This is a genomic window from Pedococcus sp. P2_D7 (genome assembly GCF_056404295.1).
In genome coordinates this window covers 59132-73092 of the sequence record NZ_JBFUEH010000008.1, presented here as the reverse complement: position 1 = coordinate 73092, position 13961 = coordinate 59132, and the positions used below count along the sequence as shown (strand labels likewise).

12 protein-coding genes are annotated in these 13961 nt (G+C 71.3%); 6 read left to right on the top strand and 6 right to left on the bottom strand.

Features of this window, described 5'->3' with window-relative positions; genetic code table 11:
* Complete coding sequence (locus AC1DWJ_RS18045) at positions 1-1281, bottom strand: patatin-like phospholipase family protein (RefSeq protein WP_477621560.1); 1281 nt, start codon at positions 1279-1281, stop codon at positions 1-3.
* Between the two features lie 139 nt (positions 1282-1420).
* Between AC1DWJ_RS18045 and AC1DWJ_RS18040 the strand changes: the two genes are divergently transcribed.
* Positions 1421-2350 (top strand): LysR family transcriptional regulator, encoded by a 930-nt coding sequence (locus tag AC1DWJ_RS18040; RefSeq protein WP_457253164.1) that lies wholly within the window; start codon positions 1421-1423, stop codon positions 2348-2350.
* Between the two features lie 27 nt (positions 2351-2377).
* Here AC1DWJ_RS18040 and AC1DWJ_RS18035 read toward each other — a convergent pair whose 3' ends face one another.
* The 5 genes from AC1DWJ_RS18035 to leuS all read right to left on the bottom strand — a co-directional run bounded on the left by AC1DWJ_RS18035 (position 2378) and on the right by leuS (position 10324).
* On the bottom strand, positions 2378-4762 hold the full coding sequence (locus AC1DWJ_RS18035) for a ComEC/Rec2 family competence protein (RefSeq protein ID WP_477621559.1): 2385 nt from the start codon (positions 4760-4762) through the stop codon (positions 2378-2380).
* Entirely contained in the window at positions 4759-5832 is a 1074-nt protein-coding gene (locus tag AC1DWJ_RS18030) for a ComEA family DNA-binding protein (protein ID WP_477621558.1), read from the bottom strand. Before AC1DWJ_RS18030 ends, AC1DWJ_RS18035 begins: the two co-directional genes overlap by 4 nt.
* Before the next feature lie 75 nt (positions 5833-5907).
* Entirely contained in the window at positions 5908-6543 is a 636-nt protein-coding gene (plsY, locus tag AC1DWJ_RS18025; RefSeq protein ID WP_457253168.1) for a glycerol-3-phosphate 1-O-acyltransferase PlsY, read from the bottom strand.
* Positions 6540-7403, bottom strand: coding sequence for a DegV family protein (locus tag AC1DWJ_RS18020; protein ID WP_457253170.1), 864 nt, complete (start codon positions 7401-7403; stop codon positions 6540-6542). The genes plsY and AC1DWJ_RS18020 overlap by 4 nt, the downstream gene beginning before the upstream one ends.
* A gap of 23 nt (positions 7404-7426) precedes the next feature.
* On the bottom strand, positions 7427-10324 hold the full coding sequence (gene leuS / locus AC1DWJ_RS18015; protein ID WP_477621557.1) for a leucine--tRNA ligase: 2898 nt from the start codon (positions 10322-10324) through the stop codon (positions 7427-7429).
* A gap of 323 nt (positions 10325-10647) precedes the next feature.
* Between leuS and AC1DWJ_RS18010 the strand changes: the two genes are divergently transcribed.
* From AC1DWJ_RS18010 to AC1DWJ_RS17990, 5 genes are all read left to right on the top strand, one after another.
* Positions 10648-11202: a hypothetical protein gene (locus AC1DWJ_RS18010; RefSeq protein ID WP_457253172.1), complete on the top strand. Its 555-nt coding sequence runs from the start codon at positions 10648-10650 to the stop codon at positions 11200-11202.
* Between the two features lie 85 nt (positions 11203-11287).
* Positions 11288-11785 (top strand): hemerythrin domain-containing protein, encoded by a 498-nt coding sequence (locus AC1DWJ_RS18005; protein ID WP_457253173.1) that lies wholly within the window; start codon positions 11288-11290, stop codon positions 11783-11785.
* Between the two features lie 3 nt (positions 11786-11788).
* Positions 11789-12523, top strand: coding sequence for a guanitoxin biosynthesis heme-dependent pre-guanitoxin N-hydroxylase GntA (gntA, locus tag AC1DWJ_RS18000; RefSeq protein ID WP_457253174.1), 735 nt, complete (start codon positions 11789-11791; stop codon positions 12521-12523).
* Positions 12520-13158 carry a DUF1989 domain-containing protein gene (locus AC1DWJ_RS17995; protein ID WP_477621556.1) on the top strand — a complete coding sequence of 213 codons (639 nt, stop codon included), beginning with the start codon at positions 12520-12522 and terminating at the stop codon, positions 13156-13158. Before gntA ends, AC1DWJ_RS17995 begins: the two co-directional genes overlap by 4 nt.
* 80 nt (positions 13159-13238) lie before the next feature.
* Positions 13239-13946 (top strand): ANTAR domain-containing protein, encoded by a 708-nt coding sequence (locus tag AC1DWJ_RS17990; protein WP_477621555.1) that lies wholly within the window; start codon positions 13239-13241, stop codon positions 13944-13946.
* Positions 13947-13961 lie beyond the last annotated feature (15 nt).

Genomic DNA, 13961 nt, shown 5'->3' with positions numbered 1-13961 from the left:
TCAGGACCGACCGAGGAGCCGGCGCTTGGCGGAGTCGACGAGGGCCGCGGCGGCGACCGCGGCGTCGGCGACGTCGTCGTGCGGTGGGACCGCCGGGGCGTCCCGGGTGACCAGCTCGGGGCAGTGCGCGCTGACCTGGGCGTCGGCGATGAGGTAGCCGTGGCGCTCCAGCACGTGTTGCTCCCCGGTGCTGAACACGTCGAGGTCGGTGCGGACCGCGTTGACCAGCTCGGTGGTCTCGCGGGGGTAGCAGCCCTCGACGACGGTGTCGAGCGCCCACGACGTGCCGTGCAGCGCACCGCGGGCATAGCCGGCGTGGAGCCAGCGGCTGCGGACCGACTGACCGCCGTTGGTGGCGATCCCGAGGATGCGCAGCGTGCGGCCGACGACCGTGCGTTCGGTGCGGGCTCGGAACACCCCACCCCCGTCGCTGACCAGGACGGTGGCGTGGCGCTTCCAGACCGGCTCGAGGCCGAGGTTGTCGTAGACGCCGCCGTCGGTGAGCCGGACGCGGCGCATGATCGAGGCGCGCTCGTCGTCGGACTCCAGCCCCTTCTTCCCGCCGGTGAGGTGCATCGCGACCCCGTCGAGGACCATCGGGGCGAAGAACGGCGGAAAGGCACACGAGGCCGCCACGACGTCGGCGAGCCGCAGGTCGGCCGGGGGCGCGGCATACCCGACGCGGTAGCCGCCGACTCGCCCGTGGGGTCGGTGGGCCGTCGGGCCCTCGAAGACCCAGTCCACGCCGTAGCCGATCTCGGTCGCGCAGGTGACGACCGCTGGACCCGAGTGGGCGTTGTCGCGCAGCGGCGTCGACCACCACGTCACGGCATCGGCGAGCTCGTCGGCGAGCGCCCGGATGGCGGCGTCGCGGGCCGGCCACTTCCACGGCCTGAGCTTGGACAGCAGGGCGGGCGTGCGGATGTTGCGCGAGGTCAGTCGGGTCAGCGGGTCCGCGACGAAGTCCTCGAACCCACCGACCACCCCGCCGTCCCGGGGGAACTCGAGCCTGGGGTCGGCGAGCAGGTTCGCGACGATCGACCCTCCGGAGACACCGCTCACCGTCGTGAGCTGCGACAGCACGCCCACCTCGTTGAGCCGTCGCACGGCCCCGAGGTGGAACAGCGCGGCGCGGTAGCCACCACCGGACAGGCAGAGCGCGGTCCCGTCCCGCCCCGCCGCCGGCGCGTGGTCCTGACCGGGGTGGTCACCCGGCGCGAAGTCAGGACTGAGGGTGTCGCCCTCGGTCGCGTGGGTGGTGGAGGTCTGCTCGGGCTGCATCGTGCTCCCGATGAAAGCAGAGCCCGGTGACACCTGCCCGTCGGCGGGAACGACGCCACGACCACCCGCGCCGGGGCCGGATCCATCACGACCCACTCAACAACTAACCATCTGGATAACGAACGGTTATGCTTCCTCCATGATCGACGCCGCAGGTCTCCGTGTCATGAAGGCCATCTCCGACGAAGGCAGCTTCACCGGTGCTGCCCTGGCGCTGGGCTACTCCCAGCCCGCGATCTCCCAGATGGTCCGTCGGCTCGAGCAGCGCACCGGCACCGTGCTCGTGGAGCGGATCGGGCGCAACGTCCGCCTCACCGAGGCCGGGCAGGTGCTGGCCCGGCACGCCGTCGCGGTGCTGGCTGCGCTGGATGCCGCCGAGGAGGAGGTCGCGGCGATCGCCGGCCTACGTGCCGGACGGGTGCGGCTCATGGCGTTCCCGTCGAGCTCGGCCACCCTCGTCCCCCGGGCCCTGGCGCTGGTCAAGCAGCGGTTCCCCGACGTGCAGGTCACCTTCACCGAGGCCGAGCCCCCTGAGTCGCTCGCCGCGCTCAAGGCGGGCGAGTGCGACCTCGCCGTCGCGTTCGCCTACGAGGGCACCGACGTCGGTCGCGGCGAGGAGGACATGGACCTCTTCGTCACCCACAAGCTGCTCGACGACGAGGTGCGCCTCGCCCTCCCCCGCGCCCACCCGCTCGCGACCGAGGACATGGTCGAGCTGTCCGCGTTGGCGCAGGAGAACTGGATCGCCGGGTGTCCCCGATGTCGTGGCCACCTCCTCCAGATGTGCGCGAACGCCGGCTTCTCGCCCCACGTCGGCTTCGAGACCGAGGACTACGTCGCGGTGCTCGGCCTGGTCGCCGAAGGCCTCGGTGTCGCCCTCATCCCCGACCTCATCCTCCGGACCGCCCACCACCACGACGTCGTCACCCTGCCGATCAACCCCGCCTCGCGACGGTCGGTCAGCGTCGTCACCACCGCCGACCTCCAGCGCGTGCCGGCCGTGCAGGCCACCATCGACGCACTCGTCGAGGCCGCCAAGGCCAAGCCCCGGGTGCTCGCCAGCACCTGACCTGCCGGGTCCACCAGCCGCCGGCGCCTAGCGTCGACGCCAGGTGACGCCCACGTCGTCATCGACGGCGACGACGGCCACGTCGCCGCGCTGGTCGGTGCGCAGGACGGCATACCCGTTGCGGCGCAACACCTCCAGCGCCTTCGGTGACGGGTGGCCGTAGTCGTTGTCCTTCCCCACGCTGATGACCGCGACCGGGGCGCGCACCTCAGCCACCAGGCCCTCGTCGAGGTTGCCCGAGCCGTGGTGGGCCACCTTGACCACGTCGAAGCCGGCCGCCCGGGCCGCCATCGCCGGGTCGCGACGCAGCTGGAGCAGGAGGGCATGGGCCGCCTCGCGTTCGACGTCTCCCAGGAGCAGCAGGTCGACCGGGCCCGAGCGCACCGCGAGCACCACACTGGCGTTGTTGGGCACCGAGCCCGCGGCGATCCTGCGGGCCGGCCACCACACGTCAGCCGTCACCCCGGGCCAGCCCAGGTGGTCACCGGCGACGACGTCGCGGATGGGTATGCCGCGGGCCCGGGCCAGTGACTCCACCTGCGACCACTGGTAGGCGGGTTCGCGCACGGGGGTGGCGAGGATCTCGCGCACCTCGCGGCCGGCCAGGGCGCCGGGCAGCCCGTCGACGTGGTCGGCGTGGAAGTGGCTCAGCACCACGGAGTCGAGCACGCGCACCCCGAGTCGCCGGAGGCACGCGTTGACGGTCGTAGGATCCGGGCCGACGTCTACCAGCACGGCATGGCCGGGCGTCGTGGCCAGCACCAACGCATCGCCCTGCCCCACGTCGCACGCCACGAAACGCCATCCCGCGGGTGGCCAGGTGACGGCGGAGGTCGGCGCAGCGGCGGCGAGCACGAGGACGAGCACGGCGGCGGCGAGCACCGGGTGGAGCCGCGCACGGTGCGCCCACCACCGGCCGCTGAGCAGCACGAGGACCGTGACCAGGGTGAGCAGGAGCGCACCCACCGCCCCGTCCGGCCACGGCAGGGTGCCGCCGGGGATGGTCGCACAGGTGCGGGCCACCTTGGCGATGCCGAGGGTGGGCACGGCCCCGACCCAGCAGAGCAGCCGGGCACCGAACGGCCAGAGGGGAGCCAGGCCAGCGGCAGCCACGCCGGTGACCGTGGCGGGCGCCACAAGGGGCGCGGCCAGCAGGTTGGCCAGGATGCCGACGACCGAGACCGAACCCTGCAGGAGGACGACGACGGGCGCGCACATCGCCTGTGCCGCAATAGGAATCGCGATCGGCGGACCCCAAGAGCTGATCCGCCGCGGCAGTCGCCGTCCGATGGCGTCGCCCCACGTGCGCGTGAAGAGCAGCAGGCCGAGCGTGGCGAGGGTCGAGAGCGCGAAGCCGTAGGACCGGCTGAGCCACGGGTCGACCACGAGGAGCACCACGACGGCCGCGGAGAGGACGGGCAGGCCAGCAGCCCGCCGCGAGCGGCTCAGCCCGATCAGCCCGATGGTGCCCATCGCAGCGGCCCGCACGACGCTCGGCTCCGGTCGGGCGAGGACGACGAATCCGGCGAGGACCGTGACGGCGACCCACGGCCTCAGGCGGCGCCGGACACCGACGAGGGACGCACCACCCAGCGCGAACGCCAGCACGATGGCCACGTTGCTGCCCGAGACGGCCGAGAGGTGCGTCATCCCGGTGGCGAGCATGGCGTCGGTCAGGTCGGGCGGGGTGCGGCTGGTGTCGCCGATCACGAGGGCCGGGAGCAAGCCCCGGGCATCGGGCGGCAGGGGCGCGGCCGCGTCGCGCAGCCCAGCCCGCAGGTGCTCGGCCGCCCTCGCGACAGCACCGGGCGCGGACAGGGACCGGGGCTCGCCCCGGGGTCGCAGCACTGCGACGACGTCGTCGCCGGGCTCGGACTCGAGCAGGGTGCCCTTGACCGTGACACGTTCGTGCCAGTGCACCCGTTGCCACGCGGTGTCGCCCATCACGAGCACGGGAGTCGACACGCGCGATCGCCTCCCCCGACCGCTGACTTCCTCGACCCGCATGACCAGGCGCACCGTGGCGCCCTCCAACCGCCGGCCACCGACGACCACGGGGTCCTTGGTCACCACGCCGGAGAGCTCGACCATGGCACGCTCACGGGCCAGCGCCCGCACCGGACCGGCCTCCCGCGCCGCGCTGTGGCCGGCGGTCGAGGCCAGCACCAGGGCTACTGCTGCCGACCCCAGGGCCAGCAGTGCGCCCACGCGGCCGAGCCGTCCCTGCGTTGTCGCCCAGAGCACGAGGACCGCCGCCAGCAGGCTGCCTCCGGCCGCGAGCGCCACAACGCGCGGGCTGAGCCCGAGGGTGCAGGCACTGGCCGTCCACGCGGCGAGCGCGGGGACGAGCAGCCTCAGGTCGAGGTCGCGCTGGTCGTCGTCAGGCGCAGCGCCTGTCCGCCGCCGGGTCACACCGTCACCTTGGGCTGGAGCGCAGCGAAGATCTTCTCCCCGATGCCGCTGACCTCGCCCAGCTCGTCGACCGAGGCGAACCGGCCGTGCTCGGTGCGCCAGTCGATGATCCGTTGCGCCAGGACTGGTCCGACTCCCGGCAGCTCCTCGAGCTCGGCAGCCGAGGCCGCGTTCAGGTTCACCTGGCCGGCGGTCCCCGAGCCAGCTCCTGAGGCTCCGGCTCCCGATCCCCCACCGCTGGACCCCGCAGACCCCGCAGTCCCCGCGGATCCTGCCGCGGAGGCAGCTCCCCCAGCACCACTTCCCCCTCCACCGCTGGCCAGCACCTCACCCGGCTTCGGCACGTGGATCTGCTCTCCGTCGACCAGCGGTCGGGCGAGGTTGATGGCGGCCAGGTCGGCCCCCTTGCCCGCGCCCGCCTTGGCCACTGCGTCAGCGACTCGCGACCCCGCGGGCATCGTGAACACCCCCGGTCGCTTGACCTGTCCGACGACGTGCACGGTCACCGTCCCGACGGCAGGAGGCCCGCCGCCTCCCGAGGCCGTGCTCGACGAGGCGAACACGCTCCCGCCCGGGTGCTGGTCACCGAGCGCGGACCCTGCGGCCGAGGGCGCGACGACCTGCGGCGTGCTGGCCGCCCTGGCCCAGGCGACCCGCACCCCGAACGCCACCGCAGCCACCAGGACGACCAGGAGCAGTCCGGCTGCGGCTGCGCGAGGTCCGCCGAGGCGGGCCCCCCGCAGTGACGTGGGGACCGTCAGGAACCGCGGCCCGGGCGGCACGGGCCGCCGGTGCCGGCCCGCCCGCGCCGGACGGTCCGGCTGGTCGGGGCGGTCCGACCGGTCAGGGCGCCCCGTGCGGTCCACTCGGTCCACTCGGTCCACGCGGCCCGGGACTCTCGCCGGCTCGGCCGCGGAGGCCTCGACCCAGCTCCGCTCGGGAAGCCACGGCACCACGTCGCCCACCGGACGACCCGGCTCACCGAGCGCCAGGGCGCGTCGGCCGTCGGTGGACTCCAGCAGGGCACGCACCCGGGCCGAGGGCTCGGACGGTCGGCGACGGGACGGCATACGGACACGGTAGGAAGCCCACCACCACCGCGACAGGACGCGGTCAGCGAGCTGTGGACGAACGCTCGCCGGACCTCAGCCTGTGGACGAGGCGTCGCGTCGCGCGGAGATCCACAGCTCGATGTTGCGACGGTGCCGGTAGATCACGACCAGCGCGAGGACCACGCACCAGGCACCGGTCTCGCGCGTCCCGAACGGCACCCAGCGCAACCAGGTCAGCACCCCGAGCAGGAGCAGCAGCAGGCAGGCGGACACCGAGGCCCCGGCCACCCACCGCATCCGCCAGACGAGCAGCCCGAACACCACCGCCATCCCCAGCCCGAACCACGGCTGGACGGCCAGGATCGCCCCGAGCGAGGTGGCCACCCCCTTGCCGCCCTGTCCCCTCAGGAACGGTGACCAGATGTGGCCGAGCACCACGGCGAGCCCGACGAAGAGCGCGGTGACGGTGCCGAGGAGCTGCTGCGCCGCGAGCACGGGGAGGAGGCCCTTGAGGACGTCCAGCACCCCCACGACGACGCCCCAGCGGGCGCCGAGGACCCGCCCGGCGTTGGTGGCCCCGGGGTTGCCCGACCCGGAGTGTCGTAGGTCCTTGCCGAGGAGCTTCGCGAGGATCGTCGCGGGGTTGACCGCCCCGACGACGAAGGCCGCCAACGACGCGAGCACCGCCTCGACCAGCTCCCCCGTCGACACGTCCGCGACTGCGGTCATGACGCAGGCCGTGGCGACACCGCGACGGCGATGGTCCCCGGCCCCACATGGGCCCCGACCACGGCGCCCAGCTCGACGACTCGCACGTCCCCGTCGTCCGGGAGCTCGGCGAGGCGGGCGGTCAGCCGCGCGGCCAGGTCGTCGGCCCGGGACTGCGAGTCGAGGTGGTGGACCGCGATGTCGACGGCCGTCTCGGCCTTCTGGACCGCCGAGACAGCGAGCTCCTCGAGCCGAGCGAGGGCGCGCGACGACGTGCGCACCTTCTCCAGCGGGCGGATGTGCCCGTCGACGAGTCCGAGGATGGGCTTGATGGCGAGGGCGGACCCCAGGAACGCCGACGCGGAGCCGATCCGACCACCCCTGCGCAGGTGCTCGAGCGTGTCGACGTAGAACACGACGGTCGATGCCTCCGCGCGCGAACGTGCTTGTGCTGCAACGTCTTCCAGCGACCCGCCGTGTTCGGCCAGCTGCGCTGCGGACACCACGGCATACCCCATGGCCATGCCCAGCGAACGCGAGTCGACGACCGTGACCGGCACCGGAGACTGCTGTGCGGCGAGGTGGGCGGACTCGACGGTCGAGGACATGTCGGCGGAGATGTGCACCGACACGATGCCCTCCGCTCCCCCGGCTGCCGCCTTCTCGTAGGCGTCGAGGAAGGCCTGCGGGGACGGTCGTGAGGTCGACACCGGCTTGAAGGAGCGCAGTGCCGCCGCAACCTCCGCCGTGGTGATGTCCACACCCTCGCTGAACTCCGTGCCACCGACGATGACGTGGAGCGGCACGACCTGGATCGAGTGCGCGTCGACGACCGAGTCCGGCAGGTATGCCGTGGAGTCAGTGACGATCGCGACGCTCACCTGCGCAGGCTATCGGTGCGGGGTCAGAGCGGGACGATGTTGACGAGCTTGGGCGCTCGCACGATGACCGTGCGGATGCCGGCCTCCGTTGCGGCGACGACCTTGGGGAGCGCCAGCACCTGCTCGCGCAGGGCGTCCTCGGTGATGTCGGCGGGCACCTCCAGCCGGTCGCGCACCTTGCCCTTGATCTGCACGACGCAGGTGACGGTGTCGTCGACCAGCAGTGCCGGATCGGCCACGGGGAAGCTCTCGAACGTGATCGACTCCTCGTGGCCCAGCCGCTGCCACAGCTCCTCCCCGATGTGCGGGGCCAACGGAGCGACCATGACCACCAGCTTCTCGGCAGCCTCGCGTGGCACCGCGTCGAGCTTGGTCAGCGCGTTGTTCAGCTCGATCAACCGCGCGATGGCGGTGTTGAAGCCCAGCGTCGGGAAGTCCTTCGAGACCGCATCGATGGTGCGGTGCAGGGCCCTGGCCGTCGCATCGTCCAGCGGCGCGTCGACGACCCGCACTTCGCCGGTCTCCTCGTCGATGACGTTGCGCCACAACCGCTGAAGGAACCGCTGGGCACCCACGACGGCGCGGGTCTCCCACGGCTTGCTCAGCTCCAGCGGGCCCATCGACATCTCGTAGACCCGCAGGGTGTCCGCGCCGTACTGCTCGAACATCTCGTCGGGGCTGACGACGTTCTTCAGCGACTTGCCGATCTTGCCGTACTCGCGGGTGACCGACTGGCCGTTCCACGCGTACGTCACGTCGCCGCTGTCCGGGTCGGTCGCCTCGACGACCTCGGACGCCTCGACCGGCTGGCCGCGGTCGTCGCGGTAGGCCGCCGCCTGGATGTAGCCCTGCGAGAAGTACTTCCGGAACGGCTCGTCGCTGCTCAGGTGGCCCAGGTCGTGCAGCACCTTGTGCCAGAACCGGGCGTAGAGCAGGTGCAGCACCGCGTGCTCGACGCCACCGATGTAGAGGTCGACGCCACCGGGGTCGGTGACGCCGGCGGGGGCCGTCGCGACCGGGGTCGACTGCGGGCCCATCCAGTAGGCCTCGTTCTCCGGGTCGACGAACGCCGCGTCGTTGGCGGGGTCGAGGTAACGCAGGTAGTACCAGCACGACCCGGCCCAGTTGGGCATCGTGTTGGTCTCACGGCGGTACTTCCGCACGCCTCGGCCGTCGCCCAGGTCGAGCTCGACGTTGACCCACTCGTCGACGCGCCCCAGCGGCGGCTCGGGCTGGCTGCTCGCGTCCTCCGGCTCGAATGTCTTGGGAGAGTAGTCAGGCACGTCCGGCAGCTCGACCGGCAGCATCGACTCGGGGACGGCGTGGCTCACCCCGTCCTCGTCGAACACGATCGGGAACGGCTCACCCCAGTAGCGCTGGCGGCTGAACAACCAGTCGCGCAGCTTGTAGCTCACCGTCGGCTGCCCGAGCCCCTGGCGCGCCAACCACTCGATGATCGTGGCCTTCGCCTCTGCCACACCCATTCCGTCGAGCGACACCTCGTCGTTGGCCGAGTTGATCGCCGGGCCCTCCCCGGTGAACGGCTCGTCGTCCGGGTGGCCCTCAGACGGCTGCACGGTGCGAATGATCGGCAGCCCGAACTGCTCGGCGAACTCCCAGTCGCGGTGGTCCTGGCCGGGCACCGCCATGATGGCTCCCGTGCCGTAGCCCATCAGGACGTAGTCAGCCATGAAGACCGGGATCCGTTGGTCGTTCACGGGATTCGTCGCGAAGGCCCCCGTGAAGACACCGGTCTTGTCCTTGCCCTCGGTCTGGCGCTCCACCTCGCTCTTGCGCGAGGCAGCCAGCCGGTATGCCGCGACCGCGGCTTCCGGGGTGGCCGCACCACCCGTCCAGCTCGGGTTGGTGTCGGGGGCCCAGTCGCCCGGCGGGACGATCTCGTCGACCACGGGATGCTCCGGCGCCACCACCATGAAGGTCGCCCCGAACAGCGTGTCGGGCCGCGTGGTGAAGACCTCGATCGAGGCGTCGCGGTCCACCACCGGGAAGGAGACGCGCGCACCCTGGCTGCGCCCGATCCAGTTGCGCTGCATGGCCTTGACCTTCTCGGGCCAGTCGACGCGGTCGAGGTCGTCAGCCAGCCGGTCGGCATACGAGGTGATCCGCATCATCCACTGGCGCAAGTTGGTCTTGTAGACCGGGAAGTTGCCGCGCTCGGAGCGTCCGTCGTTGGTGACCTCCTCGTTGGACAGCACGGTGCCCAGCCCGGGAGCCCAGTTGACCGGCGCCTGCGAGGTGTAGGCCAGCCGGAAGTCGTCGAGGATCTCCGACCGCTCAGCCGGTGACAGCTCGGACCAGCCCTGACCACTCGGGGTGGGACGGTCGCCGGACACGAACTGCTCGACCAGCTCACTGATCGGGCGAGCGCGTCCCGCGCCACCGTCGGGCCGCCTGGCCTCCGGGTCGTACCAGGCGTCGTAGATCTGGGTGAAGATCCACTGCGTCCACTTGTAGTAGCCGGGGTCGATCGTGGCGATGGTGCGCCGGTCGTCGTGACCGAGCCCCAGCCGGCGCAGCTGGCGCTTCATCACGACCATGTTGTCCTCGGTCGTCTTGCGCGGGTGCTGACCCGTCTGCACGGCATACTGCTCGGCCGGCAGCCCGAACGCGTCGTAGCCCAGGCAGTGCAGGACGTTCTTGCCGGTCATCCGGTGGTAGCGCGCGAAGACGTCGGTGGCGATGTAGCCCAGCGGGTGGCCGACGTGCAGCCCCGCGCCGCTGGGGTAGGGGAACATGTCGAGGACGAGCAGCTTCTCGCGGCCGGCGACCTTCTCCGGCTCGGCCCACGGGCCCGCGGGGTTGGGCGCGTGGAAGGTGCCCTCCTCCTGCCAGCGGTCCTGCCAGGCCAGCTCGATCTGCTGGGCCAGCTCGGCGGTGTAGCGGTGCGGCGTCTCGCTCATCTCATCCTCGTGTCTGATGGTGGTGCCATCCCCGGTCGTGGCTCCCGACCACCGTGCTCACACGCTGGGTCGTCTGACAACTGAGCCGTGACACAGAAGAACCCCTCACACAGGAGGGGTTGGCCGCGGTGACGTGGACGGGTGATCCGGATCGTCAACGCGGCTCGGGAAGAAGCAGCGACCGTGCCATGAGAGGAAGGCTACCGCAGCGGTCGGCGCATCAGCCATGTCACCCCTCTGGGCGTCCGCACGCCCGTCGACCTCATCCCCGACTACGCAGATCGGACGATCCCGCGGATGATGCGAGGTCGTACGTTCGGTCCATGGGAAGCAGCGGCCCTCTGGACGTCGTCCTGCGACGCGCTGCACCGGTGTTCGGCGCAGTGGGAGGGCTGTGCTTCTTCGGTTACTGGTTCGTGCGGGCCCGTGAGGTCAGCGTCTCACCGGTCGCCGCCGCCCTCCTCGATGTGGCCACCTTCCTGTTCCTCGGCACTGCGGTCCTGGCGCACCTGGTTGCCCAAGGCCTCGGTCCGGGCGCCTGGGTGGGTTGGGCGGGCGTCACCGCGCTGCTCCAGGGGCTGCTGTTCTCACCGCCCGCCGTGTGCTGTGGGCTTTTCCTCCTCGGGGTCTCGATCGCCCGGTCGGGGGCCCATTCCCGCATCCCGGGGGTGATCATGGCGACGAGCGGCTTCGCGCTCCTCTGGACGTTCTACTACTCGTCCGGATTCGGCCGCGGCCATGCCGAGATGGGCCTGGTGGGCAAGGCCGTGATGGGTGCGGCGCTCGTCGGTGTCGCGGCCTCGCTGGCTGACCTGCTCGTCCTGGAGCACGGCCCTGAGGGTCGCGTCGGAGAGCCCCATCACGTCGGACGTGCCTGACCGGTTTGCCGGGCGACCGCCGGGGGTAGGACGCAGGAACACCGGCGCGCACCTCGCGCTGGTCCTCACACTGCCAGGAGCCCTCGTGTCCACCGACGCCATCGTCATCCTCCGCGACGACCACAAAGAGGTCCGCGGCCTCTTCCGCGAGTTCGAGAAGTCCACGACAACGAAGGCCCGCAAGGGCACCATCGTGAAGAAGGTCATCGAGCTGCTGACCGTGCACACCTACATCGAGAACGAGGTGATGTACCCGGAGGTCCGCCGGCTGCTGCCCGAGCTCGAGGACGACGTGCTGGAGTCCTACGAGGAGCACCACGTCGCCGACGTGCTGGTGATGGAGCTCGCTGCTCTCAAGCCCGGGGACGAGCGCTTCGAGGCCAAGACGACGGTCCTCATCGAGAACGTCCGGCACCACATGGACGAGGAGGAGCAGGACTGGTTCCCGAAGGTGCGGGAAGGACTGGGGCGCAACCAGCTCCAGGACCTGGGCGCTGCGCTGCTGGCCGCCAAGAAGAAGGCGCCGCGCTCGCCCGCGCAGCCCAGCGCCCTCAAGAAGGCCGTCGACGCGGTGGTGTCCTGAGACGTGGCGCAACCGGCCGACGAGGTCCAGGAGCTGCCTGAGCTCCTCGAGGACCTCGCCCTCTCCCACGACGCCGACACGCCTCCGGACGAGATCGCCGAAGGCCTCGAGTCGATGGTGCTGCACCCCGACTACCCCTGCCTCGGCGCCCGCTCGGTCTTCAACCGGGACCGGGCCACCGTCGTCGTCCTCGAGCGGCTGGCCACCGAGGAGAGCACCCAGGCGTTGCTCCGTGCCCTGACGGACTTCGGTCGCGAGACCGACCGCACCGCGGGCTTCGCCTCCCTCGTGGCGGTGTTCCGGGCAGTCGAGATCTCGAGCGAGCCCGAGTTCGAGACCCTGCTGTGGCGACAGCTGGAGCTGCTCCACGAGGCCGACAGCCAGCCGTGGGACCCCGGGGTGTCTGACGACCCCGACAACCCCCACTTCGCCTTCAGCGTGGGTGGGACGGCGTTCTTCGTCGTGGGTCTGCACCCCCAGTCGTCCCGCATGGCCCGACGGACACCGCTGCCCACCCTCGTCTTCAACCTCCACGACCAGTTCGAGGAGCTCCGTGCGTCAGACCGGTTCGAGCGGATGCGTGACACGATCAGGCGCCGTGACACCGAGCTGCAGGGCTCGCTGAACCCGATGGTCGCCGACCACGGGCAACGCTCTGAGGCACGGCAGTACTCGGGGCGGTCAGTGCCCCAGGACTGGGAAGCGCCGGCCAGCTTCGACGAGGAGAAGCCCGCATGAGTGCAACGACCCTGGCACCCCAGACCGGCACCGGCTTCCTGCTCCGGGCGGGCGAGGTGCTCACGGTGGTCGACCCGCAGGGCGGACAGGTCAGCGACCTCTTCTGCTTCGCGGCCGACGACCACGACGAGAAGCTCTCCAGCGGCAGGACGATCGACTACGCCAACACGATCTTTGTCACGACTGGGCACACCCTCTACAGCAACCGCAGCCGCCCGATGCTGACGGTGGTCGGCGACACCTGCGGCCGGCACGACTTCCTCCTGACGCCGTGCAGCCAGGACACCTTCGACCTGCTCTACCCGGAGTTCGACGGCGCCTACCACCCGAGCTGCCTCGAGAACCTCTCGACCGGGTTGGCGCCGTTCGGGGTACGACCGGACGAGATCGGCACCACCCTCAACATCTTCATGAACGTGTGGCCCGAGCCGGGTGGGGAGCTGCACATCGACCCGCCCACCTCGCTGGCGGGCGACCGCTTCGTGGTGCAGGCCGAGATGGACCTGCACGTCGGGCTGACGGCCTGCTCTGCCGAGAAGTCCAACGGCGGCGTGTGCAAGCCCATCGAGTTCTCCGTGACGCAACCTCACGACGGGATTTCCACGACGGCCGGGGCCGCGAGGTCAGGGGCATGACCGGACCCCTGCCCACGGCGGAGGTGCGCCTCGTGGAAGACGCCTTACCCGGTGGCAACGGTCCGGGTGATACTGAGCGCATGCAGACACCGATTCCCGGGGAGGCCACCCAGGCGTTCGCCGCCCTGGCCAAGCTCGTGTACGCGGGGACCGGCACGGACGAGGTGCTCACGGAGATCTGCCTGAGGGCCGTGGAGCTGATCCCCGGCGCCGACCACGCGTGCATCTCGACCCTCGACGCCCACGAGCAGCTGAGGACGCAGGCCTCCTCGGACGACGTTGCCAGCCTCATGGACCGGCTCGAGTCGGAGGCCCACGAGGGACCGTGCCTGGACAGCATCGAGCAGGACTCCGTCCAGCACGACTCCGACATCACCACGGAGACGAAGTGGCCGAAGCTCGCCGAGCTGACCCTCAGCCGCACGCCGGTGCGCGGCATGCTCGGCTACCAGCTCCTGGACGGCCTGGGCAGCCGAGCGGCCTTCAACGTCTTCTCGGACACGCCAGGCGCCCTCACGAAGGAGTCGGTCGACGTGGGCGCCGTCCTCGCCTCGTTCACCTCCGTGGTCCTCGCGGCCGCTGAGCGGCACGCCACGGCGGAGAACCTTCGGCGCGGGCTGGAGAGCAACCGTGAGATCGGCAAGGCGATCGGGCTCCTCATGGCCGCCCACAAGGTGAGCGACGAGGAGGCCTTCCAGATCCTCAAGAGCGCCTCGAGCCGCACCAACACCAAGCTGGCCGCCGTGGCCAGCAAGATCAACGAGAGCCACCGCGAGACCCTCGCCTGACCCTCGCCTGACCCA